Origin of the sequence: Enterococcus sp. DIV0170, from assembly GCF_051710765.1 — a bacterium.
Classification (GTDB): Bacteria; Bacillota; Bacilli; order Lactobacillales; family Enterococcaceae; genus Enterococcus_A; species Enterococcus_A raffinosus.
In genome coordinates this window covers 3,094,583-3,119,244 of the sequence record NZ_JBIOLG010000001.1, presented here as the reverse complement: position 1 = coordinate 3,119,244, position 24,662 = coordinate 3,094,583, and the positions used below count along the sequence as shown (strand labels likewise).

At 41.1% G+C, this 24,662-nt stretch carries 28 protein-coding genes; 21 read left to right on the top strand and 7 right to left on the bottom strand.

The window, feature by feature from the left end; all coding sequences use genetic code 11:
* Positions 1–35 precede the first annotated feature (35 nt).
* Entirely contained in the window at positions 36–389 is a 354-nt protein-coding gene (locus tag IGI50_RS15095; protein WP_010745062.1) for a winged helix-turn-helix transcriptional regulator, read from the bottom strand.
* 146 nt (positions 390–535) lie between these two features.
* On the opposite strand from IGI50_RS15095, the gene IGI50_RS15090 reads away from it, so the two are divergent.
* Entirely contained in the window at positions 536–1,744 is a 1,209-nt protein-coding gene (locus IGI50_RS15090; protein ID WP_438777516.1) for an MFS transporter, read from the top strand.
* Between the two features lie 36 nt (positions 1,745–1,780).
* Here the strand turns inward: IGI50_RS15090 and IGI50_RS15085 are convergent, their stop codons facing one another.
* From IGI50_RS15085 to IGI50_RS15075, 3 genes are all read right to left on the bottom strand, one after another.
* Positions 1,781–2,227, bottom strand: a complete 447-nt coding sequence (locus tag IGI50_RS15085; protein WP_438777515.1) for a helix-turn-helix transcriptional regulator — start codon at positions 2,225–2,227, stop codon at positions 1,781–1,783.
* A 93-nt stretch (positions 2,228–2,320) separates the two neighbouring features.
* Entirely contained in the window at positions 2,321–3,691 is a 1,371-nt protein-coding gene (locus IGI50_RS15080; protein WP_438777514.1) for an MFS transporter, read from the bottom strand.
* An 808-nt stretch (positions 3,692–4,499) separates the two neighbouring features.
* Positions 4,500–5,294: a TraX family protein gene (locus IGI50_RS15075; protein WP_438777513.1), complete on the bottom strand. Its 795-nt coding sequence runs from the start codon at positions 5,292–5,294 to the stop codon at positions 4,500–4,502.
* A gap of 397 nt (positions 5,295–5,691) precedes the next feature.
* Between IGI50_RS15075 and IGI50_RS15070 the strand changes: the two genes are divergently transcribed.
* The 9 genes from IGI50_RS15070 to IGI50_RS15030 all read left to right on the top strand — a co-directional run bounded on the left by IGI50_RS15070 (position 5,692) and on the right by IGI50_RS15030 (position 12,180).
* Positions 5,692–6,111, top strand: coding sequence for a Rid family detoxifying hydrolase (locus tag IGI50_RS15070; RefSeq protein WP_010745067.1), 420 nt, complete (start codon positions 5,692–5,694; stop codon positions 6,109–6,111).
* A gap of 196 nt (positions 6,112–6,307) precedes the next feature.
* Entirely contained in the window at positions 6,308–7,003 is a 696-nt protein-coding gene (locus IGI50_RS15065) for a GntR family transcriptional regulator (protein WP_438777512.1), read from the top strand.
* A gap of 9 nt (positions 7,004–7,012) precedes the next feature.
* Entirely contained in the window at positions 7,013–7,363 is a 351-nt protein-coding gene (locus tag IGI50_RS15060; RefSeq protein ID WP_245001259.1) for a PTS sugar transporter subunit IIA, read from the top strand.
* Positions 7,364–7,381: 18 nt separating this feature from the next.
* On the top strand, positions 7,382–7,864 hold the full coding sequence (locus IGI50_RS15055) for a PTS system mannose/fructose/N-acetylgalactosamine-transporter subunit IIB (protein ID WP_245001258.1): 483 nt from the start codon (positions 7,382–7,384) through the stop codon (positions 7,862–7,864).
* 1 nt (position 7,865) lies between these two features.
* Positions 7,866–8,684 (top strand): PTS mannose/fructose/sorbose/N-acetylgalactosamine transporter subunit IIC, encoded by an 819-nt coding sequence (locus tag IGI50_RS15050; protein ID WP_438777511.1) that lies wholly within the window; start codon positions 7,866–7,868, stop codon positions 8,682–8,684.
* A complete protein-coding gene (locus tag IGI50_RS15045) occupies positions 8,665–9,474 on the top strand; it encodes a PTS system mannose/fructose/sorbose family transporter subunit IID (RefSeq protein ID WP_010745072.1) in 810 nt (269 codons plus the stop codon). The genes IGI50_RS15050 and IGI50_RS15045 overlap by 20 nt, the downstream gene beginning before the upstream one ends.
* Before the next feature lie 86 nt (positions 9,475–9,560).
* Positions 9,561–10,265, top strand: a complete 705-nt coding sequence (locus IGI50_RS15040; protein WP_218256205.1) for an SIS domain-containing protein — start codon at positions 9,561–9,563, stop codon at positions 10,263–10,265.
* An 82-nt stretch (positions 10,266–10,347) separates the two neighbouring features.
* The gene (locus IGI50_RS15035; protein ID WP_438777510.1) at positions 10,348–11,517 is read left to right on the top strand and encodes a MalY/PatB family protein; all 1,170 of its coding nucleotides are present in this window, start codon (positions 10,348–10,350) and stop codon (positions 11,515–11,517) included.
* A 30-nt stretch (positions 11,518–11,547) separates the two neighbouring features.
* A complete protein-coding gene (locus tag IGI50_RS15030) occupies positions 11,548–12,180 on the top strand; it encodes a copper homeostasis protein CutC (protein WP_028020394.1) in 633 nt (210 codons plus the stop codon).
* Position 12,181: 1 nt separating this feature from the next.
* Here the strand turns inward: IGI50_RS15030 and IGI50_RS15025 are convergent, their stop codons facing one another.
* On the bottom strand, positions 12,182–13,189 hold the full coding sequence (locus IGI50_RS15025) for a YeiH family protein (RefSeq protein ID WP_438777509.1): 1,008 nt from the start codon (positions 13,187–13,189) through the stop codon (positions 12,182–12,184).
* Positions 13,190–13,377: 188 nt separating this feature from the next.
* Between IGI50_RS15025 and IGI50_RS15020 the strand changes: the two genes are divergently transcribed.
* A complete protein-coding gene (locus IGI50_RS15020; RefSeq protein WP_218256202.1) occupies positions 13,378–14,205 on the top strand; it encodes a LysR family transcriptional regulator in 828 nt (275 codons plus the stop codon).
* Between the two features lie 62 nt (positions 14,206–14,267).
* Here IGI50_RS15020 and IGI50_RS15015 read toward each other — a convergent pair whose 3' ends face one another.
* Positions 14,268–15,464 (bottom strand): M28 family peptidase, encoded by a 1,197-nt coding sequence (locus IGI50_RS15015; protein WP_438777508.1) that lies wholly within the window; start codon positions 15,462–15,464, stop codon positions 14,268–14,270.
* A gap of 109 nt (positions 15,465–15,573) precedes the next feature.
* Between IGI50_RS15015 and IGI50_RS15010 the strand changes: the two genes are divergently transcribed.
* The 10 genes from IGI50_RS15010 (at position 15,574) to IGI50_RS14965 (ending at position 23,980) form a co-directional block, all read left to right on the top strand.
* Positions 15,574–16,467, top strand: coding sequence for a helix-turn-helix domain-containing protein (locus IGI50_RS15010; RefSeq protein ID WP_438777507.1), 894 nt, complete (start codon positions 15,574–15,576; stop codon positions 16,465–16,467).
* 198 nt (positions 16,468–16,665) lie between these two features.
* A complete protein-coding gene (locus IGI50_RS15005) occupies positions 16,666–17,238 on the top strand; it encodes a LemA family protein (protein WP_438777506.1) in 573 nt (190 codons plus the stop codon).
* Positions 17,239–17,254: 16 nt separating this feature from the next.
* Complete coding sequence (locus IGI50_RS15000; RefSeq protein WP_438777505.1) at positions 17,255–18,565, top strand: TPM domain-containing protein; 1,311 nt, start codon at positions 17,255–17,257, stop codon at positions 18,563–18,565.
* 229 nt (positions 18,566–18,794) lie between these two features.
* A complete protein-coding gene (locus IGI50_RS14995) occupies positions 18,795–20,282 on the top strand; it encodes a BglG family transcription antiterminator (protein ID WP_438777504.1) in 1,488 nt (495 codons plus the stop codon).
* Entirely contained in the window at positions 20,269–20,697 is a 429-nt protein-coding gene (locus IGI50_RS14990; RefSeq protein WP_438777503.1) for a PTS sugar transporter subunit IIA, read from the top strand. Before IGI50_RS14995 ends, IGI50_RS14990 begins: the two co-directional genes overlap by 14 nt.
* Positions 20,698–20,708: 11 nt before the next feature.
* On the top strand, positions 20,709–21,026 hold the full coding sequence (locus tag IGI50_RS14985) for a PTS fructose transporter subunit IIB (protein WP_218256195.1): 318 nt from the start codon (positions 20,709–20,711) through the stop codon (positions 21,024–21,026).
* A gap of 11 nt (positions 21,027–21,037) precedes the next feature.
* A complete protein-coding gene (locus tag IGI50_RS14980) occupies positions 21,038–21,487 on the top strand; it encodes a PTS sugar transporter subunit IIA (RefSeq protein ID WP_438777502.1) in 450 nt (149 codons plus the stop codon).
* 18 nt (positions 21,488–21,505) lie between these two features.
* The gene (locus IGI50_RS14975) at positions 21,506–22,606 is read left to right on the top strand and encodes a PTS fructose transporter subunit IIC (protein ID WP_438777501.1); all 1,101 of its coding nucleotides are present in this window, start codon (positions 21,506–21,508) and stop codon (positions 22,604–22,606) included.
* A 20-nt stretch (positions 22,607–22,626) separates the two neighbouring features.
* A complete protein-coding gene (gene alsE, locus IGI50_RS14970) occupies positions 22,627–23,331 on the top strand; it encodes a D-allulose 6-phosphate 3-epimerase (protein ID WP_438777500.1) in 705 nt (234 codons plus the stop codon).
* Positions 23,332–23,512: 181 nt separating this feature from the next.
* Positions 23,513–23,980, top strand: a complete 468-nt coding sequence (locus tag IGI50_RS14965; protein WP_438777499.1) for a VOC family protein — start codon at positions 23,513–23,515, stop codon at positions 23,978–23,980.
* 36 nt (positions 23,981–24,016) lie between these two features.
* Here IGI50_RS14965 and IGI50_RS14960 read toward each other — a convergent pair whose 3' ends face one another.
* The gene (locus tag IGI50_RS14960) at positions 24,017–24,631 is read right to left on the bottom strand and encodes a TetR/AcrR family transcriptional regulator (RefSeq protein ID WP_438777498.1); all 615 of its coding nucleotides are present in this window, start codon (positions 24,629–24,631) and stop codon (positions 24,017–24,019) included.
* Positions 24,632–24,662: the final 31 nt, after the last annotated feature.

Here is a 24,662-nt window from a genome sequence, read left to right as displayed (position 1 = left end):
ACGATTTTAGAGACTAGCGCCTTCTCAACTTCTTTTTAGTTTGCCTTCAAACAAATATCTTGTCCTTGCTCCTGCAGGTGAGCGACATGCTGCTCGCCCCAGCTGCACAGACTATCTAGAATATCAGACAGGCTGCGGCCATAATCGCTTAATGAATATTCGACTTTCGGAGGCACCTGTTGATACACTTTCCGGTCAATAATATTATCTTCCTCTAACTCACGAAGCTGCTGTGTCAGCATTTTTTGGCTGATGCCAGTAATTCCTCGCTTCAAGTCGCTGGGACGCATCGGTCCATGGCGAAGGTTACAAAGAATAATGGGTTTCCATTTTCCGCCGATAACATCCATCGTCGCTTCGACACCGATCATATAGGAACGATTCTCCAAAAAAAATTCCTCCTTAAAATGTTGATACCATCCAAAAGTTACTAAAAGGTATCTATAGTACAAAAAAGTGGGTACTTATCAAAAGATCATCAACAGTATATAGTATCTTCTCGTAGGTTACAAATACTTTTTTTTGGAGGAACAAAATGGAAAAGAAACTCTCACCAAATTTAACATTGCTGGCTCTCGCGATTAATGCCTTCGCGATCGGGTCAACGGAATTTATCAGCGTCGGGCTGTTACCGATGATCGTTCACAGCTTTCATGTCACACTTGCGCAAGCAGGGTTGACTGTTTCATTGTACGCTTTAGGCGTTACGATTGGAGCCCCTTTATTGACCGTTTTAACAGGAAAATGGAACCGACGTAGTTTGATGATCGGCATTATGCTGCTGTTTATCAGTGGAAATCTGCTGGCGGCTTTTGCACCGACCTTCTTTATTTTATTGCTAGGCCGCATTTTGGCAGCCTTGGCTCACGGAATCTTTATGTCTGTTTCAACTGTGATTGCAGCCGATGTTGTTGAGCCTTCACGTCGTGCAAGTGCCATCGCGATCATGTTTACAGGTTTGACTGTGGCTACCGTGACAGGAGTACCGCTTGGAACCTTCATTGGTCAACAGACAGCTTGGAACATGTCCTTTATCTTTATCGCTGTTGTTGGGTTGCTGGGACTAATCGCCAGCAGCTTCTTGGTTCCCCGTCATTTACCGATTCCAGGTAAAGTGGACTTGAAGGGCTTCCCCCGAATTTTTACCAATAAACCATTGGTGATGTCCTTCTTGATTACCGCTTTCGGTTATGGCGGTACCTTTGCTGCATATACTTATCTGTCGCCGATTTTAGCCGATTTTGGTTTTTCTGCCAGTGCTGTCGTGGTTATTTTGATCGTTTATGGCGTAATGGTCGCTATCGGGAATACTGTTGGCGGACATTTCGCGAATGAAAAGCCGTTGGCATCCTTGATCAAGATGTTCGGTCTTTTGATGGCGGCCCTCGTGTTCTTATTTGTGACCATCTTGATTGGAAACAGTATTCTAGGACTGCTGGCAGCGATGCTGTTAGGCTTATTTGCCTTCATGAACGTGCCAGGTCTGCAACTGTATGTTGTACAGTTAGCAGAAAAGTACGTACCGCAGGACATTACTCTGGCTTCAGCGTTTAATATCGCCGCCTTCAATATCGGAATTACATTAGGGTCGACAATCGGTGCACAAGTCACTGGTAAAATGTCTATTGCCTATACACCATTATTCGGGGCACTCATTGTTTTATTCGCCATCCTCTTGATTCTTCAAGTGAAAAAAAGCGAAGCCGCAGAAATGGTAAGTACAGGAACTGAATGTGAAGAATAGGAAAAAGCCGTGACAGAGTCCGTCACGGCTTTCCCGTTATTTGTTGTTCCAGATTTGAGCCAAAATATCCTTCAACACTAGAAAAGCGTCCTGATCATTGTAGCCATAATCCCTTTTCAAACGCTTCAGCATTTCTGTTAGCTGAGAAGCATACGTTTCTACATGGACAGTCTTTTGATAGGTTGCCAACACAGGGTATTTTTCAGACCAAACCGTCGTCCAGTCAATCTTCTGCTGCTTCTCTTCACTGGTTTTAGCGATGACTTCCTTGATATCGTTTAGGTCTGGATCGAATTCGATTAGTTCATCCAAAGAAACTTTGTATGCGGCGGCTAATTTTTTCGATTGATTGATATCCGGCAGGGTTTCGTCGAGCTCCCATTTTGAAATGGTTTGTCTGCTAACGCCGAGTTTTTCGGCGACATCTTCTTGAGACAATCCCTGCTTTTTACGTGCAGTGTAGAAATTGTTTCCTAATGTCATCTTCTATCCCTCCAACCTTGATAGGTTAAGTGTATCAGGATCTGACATGAAAGCTAGCGAAGATAGAAGGAACTTTTGCCCTGTTTCTTACCATCAATCCAAAGCGGGTTTATTGCGAAAATGAACCAGACAAGCAGTAAAGACCGCCAGTAGTAAAGCTAATAGGACGAGTAAGGAAAGCTGGGAGCCGGTAACTGTTGCGGCGATAAAATCCGATTGGGATTGTTGAGCCAAGTTAATGATTGTTGCAACGATTGCTGTGGCAACGGCACCAGAGAATTGCTGCAACGTATTAAACAGCGTATTGCCATCACCATATTCATCCTCTGACAGCAAGTTCATTCCTGTAGTCATTAAGTTGCTGTAGGAAAAGCCAATACCGATCATGTAAAAGACATGACCTGCGACGAATCCTAGCAGAAACGGTGAACGTAATAACAGTGTTAAGGCGATCCAACCGATCGTCGCAAAGCTCAAGCCTAATAAGATCGGTTTTTTCGGCCCAAAGCTGTCTAAGACACGTCCAGAGATTGGAGCTAAAATCGCGCCGACTGCGGCTCCAGGCATCATGACAAGCCCTGCGATAAAGGCATCTTTGCCTAAGACGATTTGAATGAAGTTTGGTAAAACGAAGGAAATCCCTAAAAGTAAAAACTGACAAACCAAAAAGCCGCACAAGAATAAAACAAAGACTTTATTTTTCAATACGGTAATACGCACTAGCGGATTTTTTCCGCGCGTTGCCTGACGATAGAAGATCACGAATCCGACAATGCCGATAGCTAGCGAAACAAGACTTAGCAAGCTGCCAATTTGATTTAAGAACATTAATAGTCCGCTGAACAGTAACGCGACGCCAATCAAGCTAACGACATCCAGCGCCCCAGCTTTCTTGACAGGCATCTCTGGGATGGCATAAAGACCAATCACCAAAGAAATCGCGAGTACAGGTAATAAAAATAGAAAAATTGCATGCCAAGACAGGCTGGCAGTCATGATTCCGCCATAAGTGGGCCCAATCGCTGGAGCGATCGAAGTCGTTAATGTTCCAACCCCCATCATGGTGCCTCGTTTATGCATAGGAGTGAAATTCAATATAATATGAAACATCAGCGGTAAAGCGATCCCTGTGCTGACACCCTGCAGTAAACGTCCGACTAAAAGAATGCTGTAAGAAGGAGACCATAAATCAATCACTAAACCCGCAATGAAGAACAGATTTGCGACAATAAATAACTTGCGAATCGAAAAATTTTTCAATAAATAATTGGAAAAGGGCACCATAATGGAAATCACTAAGAGATAAATCGTCGTGACCCACTGTACCATACCAGTCGAAATCCCAAACTGTGTTATCAGCGTAGGGAAGGTCACATTCATGGCGGTCTCAATCAAGACCCCAGCAAAGGACATAATTCCAGTGGCAAGGACAGCTAACAACAAATGGATTTTCTTTTCTTTCATGTAATAACCTCACTTTGTTTCGACAGATAACAGTGCTTTGAGTTTGTGCCGCCGGGTTCATATTGGCGTAGCGGAGCGGCATTCATTTTTCTAAAACTCAGAAAAATGAGAGATATTTTCGTCACGCATACGATTCAACGAAACAGCTTATACTTGAATTAGTGAAGACCCAAAATTCATTTCATCATTTGGTATTCTGCGAAAAGTTGAACTCGCAGCTACCTCAAGTGACCGGAAGTCATTTTTCTAAAACTCAGAAAAATGAGAGATATTTTCGTCACGCATACGATTCAACGAAACAGCTTGTACTTGAATTAGTGAAGACCCAAAATTCATTTCATCTTTTGGTATTCTGCGAAAAGATGAACTCGCAGCTACCTCATGTCAAGGGACTTCATTTTTCTAAAACCCAGAAAAATGAGTCATATCTTCGTCACGCATACGATTCAACGAAACAGCTTGTACTTGAATTAGTGAAGACCCAAAATTCATTTCATCTTTTGGTATTCTGCGAAAAGATGAACTCGCAGCTACCTCAAGTCAAGGGGACTTCATTTTTCTAAAACCCAGAAAAATGAGTCATATCTTCGTCACGCATACGATTCAACTAAACAACCTGTACTTGAACTAGTTGACACAGAAGAAACCGGCCTCACACTTTTAATAACTGCAAAAAGTTGAACTCGCAAAAAAGGAGAGGTGGTTTCTAAATTAATAGAAACCGCCTCTCTCTCGACACGCCCTGCGTGTTATCTGTACGATTTATTCACAGAAAGCATTGTAAAGCTTTTTTTCGCCAAGGTCAAGCTTAGCGTTGGATAAGAAAGCTTAGAACAGCGAAGATAGCGATGTGTGCAGGGTAGAAAATATAGAAGAAATTCCGCATACCCCGCCCTTTTTCGCCGTTATAAAGAATGATTGGGATTGCCGCTAGGAACATCATCCATTGATAGTTAAAGGAGAAGGCGTATTGAATTCCACCGCCAAAAACAAGTGTAATAACGGCGACAACGATTAGTGCCGCAACTTGTAGAAATTTCTTTCCGTGGAAAAGATAGAATAAAACAGCGAGGGCCACTAGTAAAAAGCCACCCTCTGTCATCATGACTGTTGGAACGATTAGAGTGAATACTTGGAAAAACAACAAGCCGATTTTCGAATCGAATAGGCTGTCGTTAGACAATAGCATCATCGCGAAAATGCTTAACAGGGTAGGTACAAGGAACCATACGAGGCCCTTCATAAAGGTTTTCCTTTGTTTGAAATATTCGCAGGCCTGCATGTAGACAGTCCCTAAGAATATGGTGCCAAAAATATTATTGATAACGATTGATCCACCGATAGAAAAGTAACGATTTAGGATGAAGTTAATGATCCCCATCAGCCAATAGCCGGCTAGCAATCGGAACATGTACTTTTTACGATCGCTCGTATGAATGAACCCCTCAGAACTTTCAAATAGAAACAGCGGTGCTGCGATTCGTCCGATCCAATGGAACCAGATGGGAACACCCAAAAAGAGAAAAAATTCTCCGATGTGATCAATGACCATGGTCACAACCCCTAAAACTTTTAACTGGAAACCAGTCATTCCTTTGTTCATAAAAAAACTCCTCTCTCTGAAAACCACGATACTGAATTTTTTTGTCAGCCACCATTTATTAAACGAACAATCGACTTACAAAAATGAGAGATGAAATGTCAGAAAATTCTATAAACTCATTGACAACTGATAAAACCTCCTTTATCATTACAACCATAAATTAATTTAATTGCCATTTAAATTTAATTTTTCTAAGGAGAATTTCTATGAACGCGACGACTACTGGACAAATGATCATTATTATTAGACTGAGGACTTGAAACTTGTTTTGAAAAAAACAGTTTGAGGTCCTGTTTGACATTTGTTGAGTGGGATTCTCCAGAGCATCCCACTAAGAAATTAGTGAGATGCTTTTTTATTTTAGTAATAGGTACCAAACAAAAAAGGAGTGGGGAAAATGGAAAACAATGTAGAGAAGGTAAATTTTAAAGAAACAGCTATCTATACCGTTGAAACGGCAGAGGCACCAAAGGCAATCGGCCCTTATGTACAAGGAAAAGTGGTAAACGGCATGTTGTATGCTTCAGGTCAGATTGCATTAGATCCGACAAGTGGGGAAATGGTCGGTGAAACGATCGAGGATCAAACCTATCAGGTATTGCGAAACGTTGGTGGACTTTTAAAAGCGGTCGGTGCGGACTATGACCAAGTCGTAAAGACGACATGCTTCTTGAAGAATATGTCTGATTTTGTTGCCTTCAATCAAATTTATGAAAGCTTTTTTGATAATGAAAAACCAAGCCGCTCCTGTGTTGGTGTCGCTAATTTACCCAAAGATGCATTGGTTGAAGTTGAGATTGTAGCGGTGGTAGAATAATAATTTTCCAGTTTTTAAATACTTATTTAAGTCCTCTTTTTTTAAAAGGAGGACTTTTATTATGAAATAAAGAAGAGGTATGTTTGCTTTCTTCAAAAATAAATCAATTTTAGAAAACGCTTGCACAAATAATTAATAGATGCTATTATCAAGGTGTTAACAGGTTAACGTGTTAAGTTTTAAGGAGGAAATAAATATGGCTATAGCAAAATATGAGGAAATTAAACAGGACATCGTAAAGAGAATACTTTCAAAGGAATTCCAGCCAGGACAAAAGATTTCAAGCGAAGCAGAACTAAAAAATAAGTACAACGTGAGTTCAACAACCGTAGTAAAAGCTTTGAATGAGCTTGTTTCAGAAGGGTATGTTTATAGAGTCCAAGGAAAGGGAACCTTTGTTACAAAGGCGCTTAGAGGAACAACAGTCCGGTATTTTGAAAATGATTATAAATATTTTGATCGCAGTGATGAGCGTACAGAAGTCATTTCTGTTAAAACGGAGTCTACTTCTGAGATTATTGGTGAATTTGAGGAGGGGATTGAGGTTCAAGAAATTACTCGTCTGAAATATGCTGGGGATACCCCAATTCAACTGACGACAACCTATATGGACTCAAATTATATTCAAGGTGCATCGAAGGAACAATTGAAATCAATCTATGATACGGTTCGCGAGAAGAAAAATATCAATCTATTCAACAATCAATTCGAAGAAAATTTCAAAATACTATCTCCTGTACCTAATGAGATAAAGAAATTACTTAAAATTTCTGGAGAAGCCCCGGTAGTGTTTATAACACAAAAAACATACTCAGCAGACAACAAATTAATTGAATTAATTCTTTCATATAAAAAGCATGACTACTTTGATATTACTGTGACTTCAGTATAGGAGGAAAAAATGATTATATTATGTGGACATGGCAAGTACGGTGAAGCAATCAAAAATAGTTTAGAGATGATCGCAGGAAAACAAGAAAATATGTACACTGTTGATTTTACCGAAGACATGTCTGTCAGCGATATTATCGAACAGTACAATGAGCGAATCTCAGCTTCAACAGAACATGTATCGATTTACTGTGATATTCCTGGGGGAAGTCCCGCAAATGCGGCGCTATTAACTAAAAAGAAAAATGAAAAAGTACGAGTTTTTACAGGATTAAATTTATCTATGATGCTTAGTTTAGCAATGGGGGAAAGTATTTCGCAAAGTTTAGTCGATGCCAAAGAATCTATTAAAGAGCTTTAGAAATTGGAGGCGAAAAAAATGATTGTTAATGTTCGAATTGATGAACGTTTGATTCACGGGCAAGTGGCAACCATGTGGACGAATCACTTGAAAGCCACTCGAATTATGGTCGTTGATAACGAGGTTGTAAAAAATGAGATGGAAAAAGAGGTTCTTAAGATGGCAAAGCCCAACTCAGTAAAGCTGAGTATATTAACAACAAAAGGCGCTTCAATGCGAATAAATAATGGGCAATATGATGCTGAAAAAGTCTTTTTAATCGTTAAGAACCCCAAGACACTTGTTGAGTTAAAGGATAACGGTGTGGTATTAGAAGAAATAAATGTTGGGAATATGTCTGCGAAGAAAGGTTCTAAACAAATAGCGAAATCAATTGGTGTCACATCAACTGATATTGAAGCATTTAATTATTTAAATCAGAAAGGGGTAAATCTGGTAGCACAAATGGTTCCCAATGAAGAAAAAAGTGATTTCATGAAACTACTGAAGGAGGGGCATTAATATGGAATTAGCTACGTGGCAAATTGCAATCTTAATTATTTTTTCATTCTTTTGTATTTTAGACAATTTGACTCTGGTTATTGGTATGCAGTTTCCGGTAATCGTTGGCACGATTGCGGGGCTTATTGTGGGAGATGTCACTTTGGGATTGACGATCGGGGCTACTTTGCAATTGATGGTACTTGGGGTAGGAACTTATGGAGGCGCTTCCGTTCCTGATTTTACAACGGGTGCGATAGTTGGGACAGCTTTTGCACATATATCAGGGAAAGGAATTGAGTTTGCTCTAGCTATTGCCGTACCAGTTGGTCTATTGATGGTTCAACTAGACGTGTTAGCTCGATTTGCAAATACCTTTTTCTTACACAGAATCGATAAGAACATCGAAGAGTTGAATACTAGGGGGATTGCTCGAAATACGGTGCTAGGAATGTTTCCGTGGGGATTATCCCGAGCTATTCCAGTTGGAATCATGCTTATCTTTGGGCAAAAGGTGGTAGACGTCATCGTAAATGATATGCCGGATTGGCTGATGGGCGGGTTGAAGGTAGCGGGGGGACTGCTTCCCGTAGTGGGAATAGCTGTTTTACTAAAATATCTTCCTACAAATAAATATATTGCCTATTTAATAGCGGGATTTTTCTGCGCGGCTTATTTGAAAGTACCGATGCTGGGAGTCGCAATGGTTGGATTGGCCTTAGCGATTAATCACTTTAATCGTAAGGTTGGGGAGGAAAAAAATCCAGAAATGAAACCTATTGCTGCTGCCGATACCAGTTTAACTATAGGGGGCTACGAAGATGGAGAATATGAAGAATAGTACGATCACAAAAAAGGATCTTTTTCGCGCCAGTTATCGTTGGTTATTAGGAAGTCAAATCTGTTGGAATTATGAGCGGATGATGTCTACGGGTTATCTCTATACCATGTTGCCATTTTTAGAAAAGAAATACGGCGACAACAAGGATGAACTTAAAGAAATGCTAGAAACACACAATCAGTTCTTCAATTGTAATCCAATGATGGGGCATTTTATTGTTGGGATCGATCTGGCAATCGAGGAACAAGAAGGATTTGAATCCAGAGAAGTAATTACAGGGATCAAAACAGGGTTGATGGGACCATTTGCCGGAGTTGGAGACACGATATTTGGTGTATTAATTCCTACTGTTTTAGGTTCGATTGCGGCTTATATGGGGCAAAAAGGCAATGTGACCGGTGTGATCATCTGGTTGCTGGTTAATATTGCTGTCTGTATCGCCAGATTTACATTTCTTCCTTTCGGATACAAACAAGGTCTCAAACTAGTCAATGAATTCAGCGACAAACTGAATGCATTGACGGATGCGGCGATTTTGCTAGGGGTTACTGTAGTAGGAGCGCTGATTCCGACAGTTATTACAGCAAATGTGTCCTTTGTCTATAAATCCGGTGAGGTGACAATGAAGCTACAAGAAATTTTGGATCAGATTATGCCTGCACTGATTCCAGCTTGTTTAGTAGGTTTGATCTATTGGTTACTAGGGAAAAAAGGGATGACTTCAACAAAAGCCATTCTACTAGTAATGGTGTTGTCGATTATCTTTTATAATCTTAAGATTTTAGGATAAAAAAGGGATGCTAGTTTTACTTAGTCTGTTTAATTTTCTGCGATTGCAGGTAAAAAATGATTACTAGAAAAAAGGGAGAATAGAAAATGACATTAGAATTTTTTGAAGAATGTAAACGAGTTACAAAAGTGCTTGAAGAGAATGAGAAAGAAAATATTTCGGAGGCTGCAAAAATTGTGGCGGAAGGGATTATGAAAGGCGGGATTACTCAAGCTTTCGGTAGTGGTCATTCGTATGCTGCGGCAATTGAAATTAGCGGACGCGCTGGCGGTTTGATTACTTCGAAGACGATCATGGATCCGGCAGGAGGAATGTATGAGCAATGTGAAGGTGTAGGTAAAACGCTGATGCATAAGGTCATGGTTGATCCTAATGATGTCTTCTTTTTGATCTCAAACTCAGGAAGAAATCCGATGGCTATCGAAATTGCAGAAGAAATAAAAAAACGCGGGAATAAATTAATTGTCGTTACGGCATTAGATATCTCGAAAGCTTCGACTTCGCGTCATCCTAGCGGAAAACTGTTATTCGAGTTTGCGGATGTCGTGCTGGATAATCATTCTGGTTTCGGTGATGCTGCTTTAGAAATCGAAGGGTTAGACACAAAAGTTTGTGGAACCTCTTCCTTTGCGGCAACCTTACTTTTGCAGCAAACAATGTTTGAAGCAATCAAAATCATGGTAGAAAAAGGCTTTGAGCCGCCTGTATACATGAGTGCGAATGTTGATGGCGGACATGAACGTAATTTAGCGATCGAAGACAAATATGCCGATCGAATCTTTCATATTTAAAAACAGAGCCTTGAACTTGTCTTTTCAAGTTTAGGGCTTTTTTAGGATCTTGTATAAAAAAACTGCAGCATAGGAGTATAAAGTGAAAACAGTCGCAGAAATCAGAAAAGAAACTTATTCGAAAAAATGGTCGCGTTATGGTGAGAAGGAGATCTTGCCCTTTTGGATTGCCGATATGGATTTCAAATCACCAGAGTTTTTATCCAAGTGTTTGCTTTCCAGAGTTCATAAGAATTATTTCGGATATACGGATATCCCCAAGGAAGTAAATCATCGGATCTGTGAATGGTACAAAAAGCGGTACGATTGTGAAGTAAGACCAGAAGAGATTCTTTTTTCGACAAGCGTTTTGCACAGCTATCGAGTAATCCTCGAAACTTGTTTATCAACAGGTGGAAAAATAGTAATGTTTACACCAAGTTATCCACCGTTAATAACTATCGCAGAAAATATTGGCATTGAGGTAGTTGAAATACCACTTCTGCATGTGGATAACAGTCATCAGATTGATTTTAATGAAGTTAGAAAAGTATTGAGTGAAGACCCGCAGATTGAAGCGCTTGTTTTATGCAATCCTCACAATCCAGTGGGTCGTGTTTGGAATAATACTGAAATCGAGAGAGTTAAGGAACTAGTACAAGCCCGAGATTTATATCTGATTTCGGATGAGATTCATGGTGACCTTGTATTTAGTGACTATTCATTCAACTCAGTATTAAAAACAGACAAGGCTGTGGAAAAACTAATTGTGCTCTCTTCACCGGCGAAAACATTCAATGTCGCAGGTATTAAGGCATCCTACATCATTATTAGAAATCAAAAGATAAAAACACGGCTAGCAGAAAGTTTTAAGATAAATGGGTTAAACGATTTAGATATATTTGCCATTGAAACACTAAATGGTTTATATGGAAATTTTGAAGATGCGCTTCTATGGTTGAAAAACCTGATTAACGTTTTAGAAGAAAACTATCACTATCTTGAAGGATTTTTTTCTGACCTAGAGCGTGCGGAACTAATCAAATCTGAAGGCTCATACTTAGCTTGGATAAAAATTATAGATAGCCCGTGTGTAGATTCTAATGAAATAAGAATCGTTTTGAAAGAAAGATATGGCATTGATGTACATGAAGGAACGATTTTCAAAGAGGGTGATGGACAGTATATTCGGATAAATTTCGGTTGTCCATTAGAATTTTTGATAAAAGGAATGGAGCGTTTTGCTGAAGCAATTACAGACAAAGCGATCTAGTGAACGGGAGAATGTAGAATGAGTAAGAAGATAATTAAAGAATTTTGCGCTGAAAATTTTGAAAGGATTCCTGAGGCTATTGCTTCAGGAGCTGGCAGGATCGAGCTGTGTGATAATCTCGCAGAAGGTGGAACGACACCTAGCTATGGTGTAATAAAAAAAACACTCGATTATACTAAAGGAAAAAAAGTTCCCACTATGGTCATGATCAGACCAAGAGGTGGGAACTTTGAATATAATAAAGCCGAAGCTGAAATTATGGAAGCTGATGTGATGATTTGTAAAGACTTAAAGGCAGATGGTATTGTTTTTGGTTGTTTGAAAAATAGTTGGTTAGATGAACCACTTATACTGCATTTAAAAGACCGAGCAGGAGATATGTCTGTTACTTTTCATATGGCTTTCGATGAGTTGAGCCGAGAAAATCAATTTCGAGCAATTGATTGGCTGGCAGAAAAAGGAGTTGATCGTATCTTAACTCACGGTGGAAGCGGCGAAAAGCCAATTTCTGAGACAGTTTCGCATTTATTAGAACTGATTTCATATGCAAATGATCGAATAGTTATTCTGCCAGGAGCAGGGATTCGATTTGATAATGTTGATCAATTACTAGCAACTCTAAATGTCTCAGAAGCACATGGAACACGTATCGTTTCTATTTAAATTAAATCCCCAAAAGAAAAATAAACACTAACGCAGCAACGGTTTGAACAGCCCCAACCGATAGTCCGTAAAGCAAAAAGCGTGGACCTTCTTTTAAGAATTTTCGGAAGTCTAGGCGCAGGCCGATGGCAGCTAAAGCAGTGGTTTCAAACCAAGTGCTGATAAAATGAGCGCCGTCACTGAAGACTGTTGGCAAGGTAAAGAAACTATTGATGATACAGAAAATTAAAAAGCAAGTGACATACCAGGGGATCGGGAATTTTTTCTTCGATCCTTTTGTTGCTACGAGATTGTCTCGCTGAGCTTTGCGTTCGAAAACAAAAACTACGACTACTAAAAAAATGATCCGGGTAATTTTGAAGAGCATCGCATATTTGACGGTTTCTGGATTCACTAAGCTTGCGCCGGCAACGACTTGTCCAACAGATTGAAGGGTTCCTCCGAGAAGCGCGCTTTTGCTCAATAGGGCATCACCAAACAAAGACATTCCCAAAAATGGCAAAGTCAGCATCATTACTGTTCCCAGTAGATTTACCAGAGTGATGATCTGTCCTTTTTCGTCATCATTGGCTTCGATTGCAGGGGCAATTGCACCAATCGCTGAAGAGCCGCAGACCGCATTTCCTCCAGCCATCATCATAGCCATTTTTTCATTGAATCCCAGCTTTCGGCCAATCCAATAGGCACCGCTGATAACAGTTGCCATAATCAATACAATGAAGAGCAGTCCCTTGATTCCCATTTCTCCAATCGTTTGGAAGGTCACGGTAAAGCCTAGCAGAACGACTGAGTATTCTAATAAACGACTTTCTGAAAATTTGGTCCCGTCAGCTAGAACCGATTGTTTAAAGAAGGTATTTCCTAAAATGATCCCTAGAAGAATCGCTAAGGTGGCGCCTCCTAGTTTTGGTAAGAGCAAGGCCAATAGTTTCGCTAAGATCGCTACGCCAATGGATAGTCCCAAACCGGGCAGGATAGGTTTAGATTTAGTGTAAAAACGAGTAAACATATACAAATTCCTTTCTATCGTTAATTTTGAATTAAGGTTGTGCAGGTAAAATAAGTCGATGAGCGCTCTTTATTTTTAAGGTACCTTTTATGGAAAAACTCAGATGATTTTCATTTGACCAACAAATTATAACTGATATCTTTCATTATTATAATTTATTGATATAATACCTTAGATAGAAAAAGATAATGGAAGTGATTACGATATTTAAATGGCTCGAAACCTTCAAGGTAGTTTATGAAACGAAAAATTTCTCGAAGGCATCGGAAATTTTGTTTATTTCCCAACCAACCGTTTCCTCCCAAATCAAGCAGCTGGAAAACGAATTCGGTACGCAGCTATTCATCCGCAGCGGACGGAAGGAAGTGCTAGTTACACCGCAGGCGGAAATTTTGTACGAGCGAGTCGTTGACTTGATGGACGATTGGGACAATTTATATCAAGCTGTCCAAACCAATCAACAGCAGATCGTTCGTTGTGTGATTGGCGCTTCTCACACGTTTGCCAATTATGTTTTGCCCGCACTTTTGATCCAACTGCATCAGCAGTTTCCGCAAATACGCTTTAGTGTTCAGATGATGAATTCTTTAGAAGTGCTGCAAGCATTAGAGCACCATGCTGTGGATATCGGATTTATTGAGAAGCCGTTGTCTGCACCAACGATTAAACGGTTTTCACTGATGGAAGATCAGCTAGTTTTGGCAGGCGATACGGAAAAAGGCCCTTGGCTAGTGAGGGAGAACACATCCGGTGTTTATTATTACACGAAGCGGTTTTTAGAGGAAAAAGACATAAATGGTCCTACTATGGAAATTCAAAGCAATGAAGTGATCGTGAGTTTACTGAAGCAAGGCTTCGGCTGTTCATTAATCTCTGAAAGAGCGGCTGAAGGAATTAACCACCGAAGATTGGATGAGAGTTTCAAGCGTAATTTTTATCTCATTCGTCGCAAAGCCAGTGCCTCTGATGATATCGAAAAATGTGCCGAGTTTATTTGCGAGTGGAGTAAACAGTAAAAATAACAAAAAAGCAGCCATCCCCGTTTTTATCGAAAAAGGGAATGGCTGTTTTTTGACGATTAAGGTTTTACCGCGTGACTTAATTTGGTTAAATAGTGGACCACTTCTTCCAAACGCTGAAAATCAACGATGGTTAGATTGTCTTTAGGAGTATGCATAACCGCGTCCATTAATAAATACATGTTTGTAGACGCGACAGCGAGTGCGGGAATACCCGCTCCCGCAAAGAGCATATGATCGCCCATCGGCCAAGGTTCGACTTTTTCAACCGTTGGATAATCCGCGGTAAATTGATCCAACTGTGTGGTTAATGGTTCGGGACATTCATAAAGTGAATAGGAAATTGTACTATTCTGCATACCAGCCCCATCAATGTTCACAGCGAAGGCATAGTTTTCTGGCTGATTCAATGATTGTTCCATGAAGGTCATTTCTCCTGGCATTGAATAGTAGTCTTCGCCGTTAAATAAAACAAATTCAAGTGGATGTTCTACAGGTGTTTGAAGCAATTCTTCAGCTAGTGTAAGCAGTAAAGCGACACCAGTTCCGTTATCTAACGCTCCTGGAGTGGTTGGCTTGGTGTCGATGTGGGCGGAATAGGCAAGCTTCTTTTTAGTCTCATTGGTTTCATGATTTTTATAAGTAGCGATCACATTTGCGGCGACAGCGGCTCTTCGTTCCGTAAATAGTTTTAGTGTTGCGCTTTTTTTACTTAATAATGTCGATAAATAACAACCTTTGACTGTTCCACATGGAACATCGAAGTCGCCATCTTGAATGATCGGTACGGCGACCTCTTCAAGAAAGCTGACGGTAATGACCGCTAAAGGTTGCTTTTCTTCTAGTTCGCGAATGATGGCTTGATGCTCTTCAGGATTCCAAAAGGTCATACTTTTCGGCATAAGGGTTTCCTTACACAAATCACCGTACATCACGCAAATCTTATCGGTTAACGCGGCAGCTTTCAATTCTTGAATTGTTTGGACGAAAACTAAGTCACCCTGTACATCGCAAGGCATCGCATATTCTGCTGCCTCCACTTCAACGCTTTGCCCATCTGCAATTAGTTCCGCCCCGCTATTTTGCCAATCCATACAAGAAAATTCCTGCAACCGCACTTCATACCCCAACGAGCGAAAGGTTTCCGCCGCATAATCAACAGCGGCTCTATTTCCCGCTGAGCCAGTTGCTCGCGGACCGATTTCTCCACACAATTTTTCCATATGACGTACCAGTCTTTTTTTACTATTTTCCACTTTGCAACACTCCCTTTAGTTGATACCATAAGTATAGAAGAGCTAGGAGAGCATTTCTTGACCTTCCTTGTGATGTGCGTTCCACTTACGAATTTAATGGAGGATACCTATGGCGAATTTAGAACATGCGGCGGCAGTTACTCGGATGCAGACATATATAGAAGAAAATTTAGAGGAAGAGATTACCCTGCATGCGTTGGCCCAGCAAGCAGGGTATTCACCGTGGCATTGTGCCAAAATGTTTAAGGAGTATACCAACAAGTCGCCTTTTGAGTACATTCGAAAATTACGCTTGTCGAAGGCAGCTTTAGTTTTACGGGATGAGCAGCTTCGGGTGATTGATGTTGCTTTGGATTTTGTTTTTGATTCCCATGAGGGCTTTACACGAGCCTTTCGCAAGCAATTCGGTGTAACCCCAAAAAGCTATCAGAAAATGACACCGCCAATTCCATTGTTCACTCCTTATCCGGTGGAAAGCTACTATTTGATGGGAGAAGAGCATGAGGATCTGCCGCCACTGTCGAAAAATTTACATGTTCGATTGATTGATTTTCCAGCGCGTAAGCTGATTTTACTGCGGGGGAAGAGGGCCGAAACCTACATTGACTACGCAAAAGAAGTCGGCTGTGATGTCTGGGGTGTTCTTGCGAGTATTAAGGAAGCCTTGTATGAACCTGTGGGCCTGTGGCTGCCAGAAAATCTCCGTCCATCGGGAACCTCTATGTATGCGCAGGGAGTCGAGGTTCCGGCTGATTATCAAGGAATTGTTCCAGAAGGCTTCGAAATGATAGACCTTCCCGCTTGCACCATGCTGCTATTTCAAGGGGATCCTTACGACGAAGCTCGCTTTGCCGAAGCAATCAATCTAGTAATGGAGCAGATCGATCAATACGATCCCAGCCTGAATAATTGTCAGTGGGCGGAAAAGGATGTCCCGCGTATCCAATTGGAACCCCAAGGCTATCGCGGATATATCGAAGCACGACCCGTACATTTTAATTGAATAAGCAGCGCTTGCGAAATTTTCTAAAAAAAGTTCGCAAGCGTTTTAACGCTATTATATGAAGGAAAAATTCGGCTAATTTTTTTGTCAACCGTTTCGTTGAAAAATCGGTCGAAGGTCTGAGGTGCAGGTTTCCCCGAGTGATATAATTAGCTCAATCACAAAGAACAAAAAAATCAGAAAAAGGTTGGGATAAAAATGAAAAGAAGAGGTTCAGGTATTATTGTTGGCATTGCCGTCATTGTCTTGGCAATCGGCGCCTATTTGATAACGACATATAACTCATTAGCTTCAGCGGAAAATGATGTGGATGCAAAATGGTCGCAGGTAGAAAATGTGATGCAGCGACGGGCAGATTTGATTCCGAATCTAGTGAACAGTGTCCAAGGCAGCATGAATCATGAAGAAAAAATTGTTAAAGAAATTACTGATGCGCGTAAGGCATACAATAGCGCGAAGACACCGGCTGAAAAAAATGCCGCCAATGAGCAAATTGATCAAAGCTTAGGAACGATGGTAAATGTAATTCAGGAAAACTATCCAACCTTGGCTTCGAATGAAAATGTCAAAACGTTGATGGTGCAGCTGGAAGGAACAGAGAACCGGATTTCAGTTGAACGAAAAAATTACATTGAAGAGGTCAATGACTACAATCAAAGTCTCGTTCGCTTCCCGAAAAACATGGCAGCGAAGGTCTTAGGCTTTGATAAGAAGGCGAATTTTAAAGCTGACGAAAAGGCCAAAGAAGTACCAGATGTCAGCTTTGAATAAGAATGGGTGAGGAAAAATGAAAAGGGAAGAGCGTACTTCAGGGAAACAGCTCCATAAAGAAGTCATTGGCAATTATCGCAAGGTACGCAAACGTAATGGGGTCTTTTCCATTATTTTAGTACTGGTGATGCTGCTTAGCGGATTTGGTTTCGTCAATCTTTTTGCAAGCAATGGGTATAGTGAGAAGAAGGAAGCCTATGATCAGCAGCTGACGACCTTGGAGCAAGATCGAGAAGACATTTTGTCTGGTAAAAAAGTTACGGTTAATCAATCCTTCAAATCAACGCTGGATGACAATTTGGAGAAGTTGAAGGAATATCCTAAAACGGCCAATAATTATGATGTGGCAATTGAAGGAACAGATGGACGTTTGACCATCAACAAGAACAATATCTTTGTTTCTGACAATGCCAACATGCTGAGTCAGGAGACAAAGCAAAAAATCTATCAATTGAACAAGCAATTAGCCGCAAGTACAAATGGGGCACAGTTGGAAGTAGTCACAGTATCAGAATTACCACGGGGAGAAGATATCGAGTCGTATGCCAATACGATCTTCAATCAGTTAGGAATCGGGAATAAAAACGAAAACAACGGTGTGTTGTATTTGATCGCTTTGGATGAACGAGAATTTCGTTTAGAAGTCGGCTATGGCTTAGAAGGACTGATCCCTGATGGCAAAGCGGACGATATTATCAACGATGACGATGTGGTAGACGCCTTTAAAGACGAGAACTATGATCAAGGTGTCAACCAAGTCTTGGATGAAGTTTTCGCCATCATGAATACAAAGACGGCTTTAGTAGATTCTCAGATCAAGAATGTTAAGAGCCAACGGACGCAGCTGATGTTCTTCCATTGGACAGGGCTAGTCGTCTTAGGTCTGCTTCTTTTCGTCAGTCTGTTACTCGTCGTTAATCTGATACGGGCGCGCATTTTCTTAAAAGAAAACTACAAGAAGTACCAATCAGAGACCGCATCGGTCACAGGTGAGACAGAATTGAAACGGACAGTCAAACACACAGAGCTTTATCAAATTCTCCTCAGCGGATTAGTGATCGGGATGTCTGTAGGCGGCGTCAAGCGTGCGATTATCCAAGGCAGATTATTGCGCAACCCTGCCGCTGAAAAGAAAATGTTCGGTCGTATTTTGATCGGGGACACCTTATATTCAGGCAACGGCGATGTTTTAACGACCGCTTATCTGGCCTCGAACTACAATTCCAATAACTGGTCAGATAATGACAGCGGCTCTGGCGGTGGCTCTTCTTGGGGCTCCTTCGGCGGCGGGTCATCCGGTGGAGGCGGTGCTTCAGGCGGCTGGTAATAAAATAGCTAGGAAACGAGCATGGGACGATTTTTGTCTCATGCTTTTTTAAATAGACCGCAAACGATAAAATTCGTGAATGATTCGAATATTTACTCCTTCTTGAAGGCTTCCTGATTATAATAAATAGGAAGACTTTTATTTTTTGTCCGTTGCAACGGTCAAAAACGAGTGAAGCGTTTTCTTTTCGACGGGTTATGATAAAAACAAGAAGGGGAGGTTGATAGCCGTGGGAGCAAAGAAAAATCGTGAACAAAGGCTGTTACTACTTCTAACGAAACGACATGATTATATTACGTCCGATGAATTGGCGGAGTACCTAGGAACTTCGCAAAAAACGATTTATCGCCTAATAAAAAAAATCAATGAAACACATGGCGAAGGACTGATCCAGTCAGAAAAGGGGCGAGGCTACAAATTAGATTATGAAAAATACATCAGTCAAACGACGATTCAAACAAGCCAGCGCAGCCAATATTCACCACAGGAGCGCAGGAATCGAGTAACGGAGGAATTATTGCTTTCCTCACCAAATGCCAAAAATGTTTATGATCTATTCGAAGATTATTATGTTGGGGAGTCCGTTATCTTTAGCGATGAACAGCTGATCGCGGAACATCTGCAGCGTTACGAACTGAAATTAGAACGGAGACAGCGGACATTAGCCGTTTTAGGAAAAGAGGCCAACATTCGTCGTGCGATCGCTGATTTGATTCAGATGCACAACATTATTGAGATCGACGAGCTGAAAAATAATTCAGAATTGAACTTCAATAATTACGACGTATTGTTTATTTTAGACCAGCTGAAGCTAATCGAAAAGCAATTGCAGATGACGATCCCGTATCCATACAACGTAAATATTTTTTCTCATTTATACATTTTGATCAGTCGTTTGCGAAAGGTTCGCAAGCTGCCGAATGAAGAAATGAGTCCGCTTTCTAAAAAAGAGCAGGAACGTTTGGAGCAGGACGCGGCACTTTATCAAGTAGCAAAGGCAGCCATTGAAAATGTTGAGAATTATTTACAAAGCGAGCTGCCTGAGTCAGAAATCTACTATCTGTACCAATACCTCTCCTCTTCACGAATGCAGGGGAGCTTGAGTAAGGTAACCAAGTTTTCTTCGAAGGTCGTAGAGATTACCAATATGTATTTAAACGGGATGAGTCAGCGATTAAATATCCCCATTAAGGGTGAGTCCATTTTCTTAGACCTGGCGAATCATATCAAGCCGATGATCAATCGTTTAGAGCATGGGATTCACGTGAAGAATAGCTTATTGGATCAAATAAAGATGACCTATGAAACGATTTTTAAGGATGTGGCGGATGTTTCTGATGAAGTCAGTCAGCGCTTTGCCTTCCCAAAAATCAATGAAGACGAAAATGGTTTTATTACTTTATATTTCGCCCGAATTATTGAAACGAATCAACTGCCGATCCGCACCATCATCATGTGTACGACAGGGGTTGGGACTTCTGAGCTTTTACGGGTGAAGATCGAGAAGAAGTTTCCTGAATTGGAGATCGTGGATGTGATCGCTTCACGGGACGCGAAGCATTTTACAGAAAAATATCCAGGGATTGATTTGATTTTAACAACCATCAGTGTCAGTGATACGATTCCAGTGCCATCTTTATTGGTGAGCGCGATGTTCACGAGAGACGATCAAAACCGACTACAAAAGAAAATCGAGGCAATCTATGATGAACGATAATTTTTTCCAAGTCTTCTTGGATCAGCCATTTAAAGACAAAGAATCGATTCAACGTTTTATCGCAGAGTTTGCGAATGAAGCGGAAGCGGAGGAACTTATCGCTTTATTGAAGCAACGTGAAAAGGTCGGCAATACCATGATCGCAGAGCATGTGATTTTGCCTCATCTAGAAAGTCCAAAGATCAAACAAAGCCAAGTTTTGCTGATCCGTTTAGCAGATCCGCTTGATTTTGATGAGAAAACACCAGAAGTAAAACTGATTATCGCGATTCTCTTGAAGAACGATGAGAGCCAAGAAATAAAGAAACAAATCGCGCAATTCACGCGCCGATTAGCAGACGATGAATTTTTAGAGAAATTACTCACTGCTGAAAATGAAGCCCATTTTTATCAGCTATTAGCAGAAAACAACTAGGAGGAACCATTATGAAAATCGTTGGAGTAGCCGCATGTACCGTGGGAATTGCCCATACCTACATCGCGCAAGAAAAATTAGAAAACGCCGCAAAAAAAGCGGGTTGCGAAATGAAAGTAGAAACACAAGGAACAATCGGGATTGAAAATGCCTTGACTCAAGAAGAGATCGATCAAGCAGACATCGTGATCTTAGCCGTGGATGTAAAAATTTCAGGTCGGGAACGTTTTGACGGCAAACGCATCATCCAAGTACCAACAGAGGTTGCGGTGAAATCACCAAACAAATTGATTGAAAAAGCCCAAGAGGTTGTTGCTCAGAAGGTTTAGGAGGAATTGACATGGAAGTAAAGGACATCGTGGATTTAGACATCGTCAAAACCAATATGACCGCTAAAACGAAGGACGACGCGTTGAATGATTTGGCGAATCAGCTATTGGACAATGGCTATATTTCAGAAGTAGACGGGTTCATCAAAGACATTTATGCCCGCGAAGCAGAAGGTCAAACAGGCATCGGAAATTACATCGCCATTCCTCACGGAAAAAGCTCTTACGTAAATAAAGTAGGTGTAGCGATCGGCATTAATCAGGAAGAAATTCCTTGGGAAAGTTTAGATGGCAAAGGCGTGAAGGGAATCATTCTATTCGCCGTGGGAAATGACAACGATGGGGCAACCAATCATTTGAAATTATTGTCCCTATTTGCCAGAAAACTTGGAAATGATGAAGTCGTTGGCAATCTGTTGCAGGCGAAAAAGCCAGAAGATGTTGTTGAAGCATTCGCTTAGTTAAATGGAGGAAGAGAAATGAAAAAAATTAAAGAATTAAATCTAAAAGGGCACTTATTGACGGCGATCTCGTACTTGATTCCGATCGTCTGTGGCGCCGGGTTCTTGATCGCTATCGGGATGGCCTTTGGCGGTTCTAGTCAAGATGCTTTGGTACAAGGGAAATTTACGATCTGGGATGCGTTAGCTACGATGGGTGGTAAAGGCTTAGGGCTGTTACCTGTTGTTATCGCGACTGGGATTTCATATTCAATCGGTGGAAAACCAGGGATCGCCCCCGGCTTCATTATTGGGTTGACGGCAAACGCGATCGGCGCAGGATTTATCGGCGGGATTTTAGGTGGTTACTTAGCAGGTTACTTAGTATTAGCAATTTTAAAATATGTCAAATTACCAAATTGGGCTAAAGGCTTGATGCCAACCTTGATTATTCCATTCTTAACATCGATTATCGGCGGCTTGATCATGGTGTATATCATTGGTGCACCGATTGCAGCGTTGACTTCATTACTGACAAACTTCTTAGACGGATTAGGCAATTCATCCCTGCTAGTCTTTGGTGGTGTGATTGGACTATTGAGTGGTGTCGACTACGGCGGACCTATCAACAAAACAGTTTTCGCTTTTGTATTAACGATGCAGGCAGAAGGTTTAAATGGACCAATTACCGCCTTACAGTTAGTAAATACCGCAACACCAATTGGGTTTGGTTTAGCCTTCTTTATCGCGAAATTATTTGGTAAAAACATTTACACGAAGCTAGAAGTGGAAACATTGAAATCAGCGGTACCAATGGGGGTCATCAATATTGTTGAAGGAGTTATCCCATTGGTTATGAACGATATTGTTCGTGGGGTTGTAGCTACAGCCATTGATGGCTTTGCCGGGGGAGCTACAACGATGCTTCTAGGCGCAGATGCAACGGTTCCTTTTGGTGGAGTATTGATGATTCCTACCATGTCACGACCATGGGCAGGTGTAATTGCTATCTTAGTCAATGTAGTAGTAACCGCTGTTGTGTTGGCAGTGATCAAGAAAAACGTCACAGAAGAAGACGCAGCGATGCAAGTTGAAAAAGAAGAAGAAGACATTAACTTAGAAGATATTCAAATCTTCTAATCCAGAAAGAGTGACGACACATGAAAAAAGTAGAATTCTCTCCATCATTAATGACGATGGATTTAGACAAGTTCAAGGAACAGATTACCTTTTTAAACGACCATGTAGATTCTTATCATATTGATATTATGGATGGCCATTACGTCCCTAATATTACCTTATCCCCATGGTTTATCGAGGAATTAAGAAAAATTACTACACTGCCGATGTCGGCCCATTTGATGGTGACCGATCCAAGCTTTTGGGTGCAGCAATTAGTGGATCTGCAATGCGAATGGATCTGCATGCACGCAGAGGTATTAGATGGCTTGGCATTCAGATTAATCGACCAGATTCATGATGCCGGCTTGAAGGCCGGGATCGTCTTGAATCCTGAAACACCGATTGAAACAATCTTCCCTTATATTGAATTGGTTGATAAAATCACGATTATGACGATTGATCCAGGCTTCGCCGGGCAGCGTTTCATCGAGAGCACCTTAGATAAAATCGTGGCTTTACGTGAACTGCGAGAAGAAAAGGGCTATGGCTATGTGATTGAGATGGATGGCTCTTCTAACCGCAAATCCTTTAAACGAATTGATGCAGCCGGTCCGGATATTTATATCGTAGGTCGCAGCGGATTATTCGGTTTAGATGAAGACATTGCCAAGGCATGGGATATTATGGTGACGGACTATGAAGAAATGACTGGTAAGAAGCTGACTTATGTAGCAGCAAAATAATTTGGAAAACTTGGGGTCATTCGGCTCCAAGTTTTTTTAATGATTAAGTTACAGAAAAATCCAATGAATAAAGCAGCTATCAACTACGCTTTGTTGGAGGAGAAATTTTCTAGACACGAAGGGACGTATTTGTGATATAGTAAACAATAATGTAAACGCTTTAAAAGAATGGAGGAATGCAATGGAATATCGAGGACCTATGCTGGTAGTAAAGGATATGGAGCAGTCAAAGGCCTTCTATCGTAAGATTTTGGAGGTAGATATTGTTTCTGATTTTGGCGAGAATGTGACCTTCAATGGCGGTTTGTCACTACAAACAGAAGAATCATGGATTCGATTTACGGGTTGTGACAAGGAGAGCTTCAACTATCAGAATAATACAGTAGAATTTTATTTTGAGACGAAGGATTTCGATGGTTTCATCGAACGGACGAAAGGTGAGAACTTAGCGTTTTTGCGAGACATCGCGACGATGCCTTGGGGGCAGAAGGTTGCCTGCTTCTATGATCCGGATAAGCACGTTATCCAAGTCGGGGAGGATCTGACAGTCATGGTGAAGCGGCTTGCCGCAGATGGAATGACCGTAGAAGAATTAGGAGAAAAAACCTTTCTTGGAAAAGAAATGGTTGAAAATATGCTGAATAGTTAAAAAGTTGAAGGCCGAAAATCACGGTCTTCAACTTTTTTATTTTAGGCGTTGCTGTGTCCAATTTTGATAGAGAAAATCAAAGGCTCCAGCAGGTGCCTGCAGACTGGCCTCAAACATTTTGGCTAAGGCTTTCAATTTTCTTTGAACCTCTTGATCAGTCCAGGTGAACAAGCCAGGATCAAGTAAAAAAATGATGGGAGATAAAAATAGTTCGGCAATTTCTTCCGGCTGCTCACAGACAAAAGTTTTTTCTTCCATGCCTTGAGCTAGAATTTCGCTAACGATTGGTGCAAGCTTCTGCATGATGAAGGCATTGGATTTTTGATGAATGGCCGCATTTTGCGGTTCATGCAGAGCCGCGTCAAGGGCACGATCAACAGCGGTACTACGATAAAAATAAAGCAGTAATTTCATTTTTTCTAAAGCGGGAGCCTCAATCTCAGAGAGCTTCGTTCGACAAGTTTCGATGACGTGATTGTATTGGCGCTCGACTAAGGCATCTAACACTTCTTCTTTGCTTTTAAAATAGTAATAAAGTCCGCCCTTCGCAATCCCGGCTTTACTTGCAATGTCTTGGACTGAAGCGGTACCGGCAGTCCCTTCATAGAGTAATTCTTGCAAGGCATCTAGAATCAATTCTCGTTTTTTCATTCTCTCAACCTCCCAAAATAGTATACCACAA

What these genes read in the sequence shown, in the direction of transcription:
- IGI50_RS15050 (WP_438777511.1), top strand. Translation starts at nt 7,866, where the DNA reads ATGGAATTAGCTACGTGGCAAATTGCAATCTTAATTATTTTTTCATTC.
- IGI50_RS14965 (WP_438777499.1), top strand. Translation starts at nt 23,513, where the DNA reads ATGGAATATCGAGGACCTATGCTGGTAGTAAAGGATATGGAGCAGTCA.
- IGI50_RS14960 (WP_438777498.1), bottom strand. Translation starts at nt 24,631, where the DNA reads ATGAAAAAACGAGAATTGATTCTAGATGCCTTGCAAGAATTACTCTAT.
- IGI50_RS15045 (WP_010745072.1), top strand. Translation starts at nt 8,665, where the DNA reads ATGGAGAATATGAAGAATAGTACGATCACAAAAAAGGATCTTTTTCGC.
- alsE (WP_438777500.1), top strand. Translation starts at nt 22,627, where the DNA reads ATGAAAAAAGTAGAATTCTCTCCATCATTAATGACGATGGATTTAGAC.
- IGI50_RS15005 (WP_438777506.1), top strand. Translation starts at nt 16,666, where the DNA reads ATGAAAAGAAGAGGTTCAGGTATTATTGTTGGCATTGCCGTCATTGTC.
- IGI50_RS14975 (WP_438777501.1), top strand. Translation starts at nt 21,506, where the DNA reads ATGAAAAAAATTAAAGAATTAAATCTAAAAGGGCACTTATTGACGGCG.
- IGI50_RS15020 (WP_218256202.1), top strand. Translation starts at nt 13,378, where the DNA reads ATGGAAGTGATTACGATATTTAAATGGCTCGAAACCTTCAAGGTAGTT.
- IGI50_RS15080 (WP_438777514.1), bottom strand. Translation starts at nt 3,691, where the DNA reads ATGAAAGAAAAGAAAATCCATTTGTTGTTAGCTGTCCTTGCCACTGGA.
- IGI50_RS14980 (WP_438777502.1), top strand. Translation starts at nt 21,038, where the DNA reads ATGGAAGTAAAGGACATCGTGGATTTAGACATCGTCAAAACCAATATG.
- IGI50_RS15055 (WP_245001258.1), top strand. Translation starts at nt 7,382, where the DNA reads ATGATTGTTAATGTTCGAATTGATGAACGTTTGATTCACGGGCAAGTG.
- IGI50_RS15060 (WP_245001259.1), top strand. Translation starts at nt 7,013, where the DNA reads ATGATTATATTATGTGGACATGGCAAGTACGGTGAAGCAATCAAAAAT.
- IGI50_RS15000 (WP_438777505.1), top strand. Translation starts at nt 17,255, where the DNA reads ATGAAAAGGGAAGAGCGTACTTCAGGGAAACAGCTCCATAAAGAAGTC.
- IGI50_RS15085 (WP_438777515.1), bottom strand. Translation starts at nt 2,227, where the DNA reads ATGACATTAGGAAACAATTTCTACACTGCACGTAAAAAGCAGGGATTG.
- IGI50_RS15070 (WP_010745067.1), top strand. Translation starts at nt 5,692, where the DNA reads ATGGAAAACAATGTAGAGAAGGTAAATTTTAAAGAAACAGCTATCTAT.
- IGI50_RS15090 (WP_438777516.1), top strand. Translation starts at nt 536, where the DNA reads ATGGAAAAGAAACTCTCACCAAATTTAACATTGCTGGCTCTCGCGATT.
- IGI50_RS14985 (WP_218256195.1), top strand. Translation starts at nt 20,709, where the DNA reads ATGAAAATCGTTGGAGTAGCCGCATGTACCGTGGGAATTGCCCATACC.
- IGI50_RS15065 (WP_438777512.1), top strand. Translation starts at nt 6,308, where the DNA reads ATGGCTATAGCAAAATATGAGGAAATTAAACAGGACATCGTAAAGAGA.
- IGI50_RS14990 (WP_438777503.1), top strand. Translation starts at nt 20,269, where the DNA reads ATGATGAACGATAATTTTTTCCAAGTCTTCTTGGATCAGCCATTTAAA.
- IGI50_RS15010 (WP_438777507.1), top strand. Translation starts at nt 15,574, where the DNA reads ATGGCGAATTTAGAACATGCGGCGGCAGTTACTCGGATGCAGACATAT.
- IGI50_RS15040 (WP_218256205.1), top strand. Translation starts at nt 9,561, where the DNA reads ATGACATTAGAATTTTTTGAAGAATGTAAACGAGTTACAAAAGTGCTT.
- IGI50_RS15075 (WP_438777513.1), bottom strand. Translation starts at nt 5,294, where the DNA reads ATGAACAAAGGAATGACTGGTTTCCAGTTAAAAGTTTTAGGGGTTGTG.
- IGI50_RS15025 (WP_438777509.1), bottom strand. Translation starts at nt 13,189, where the DNA reads ATGTTTACTCGTTTTTACACTAAATCTAAACCTATCCTGCCCGGTTTG.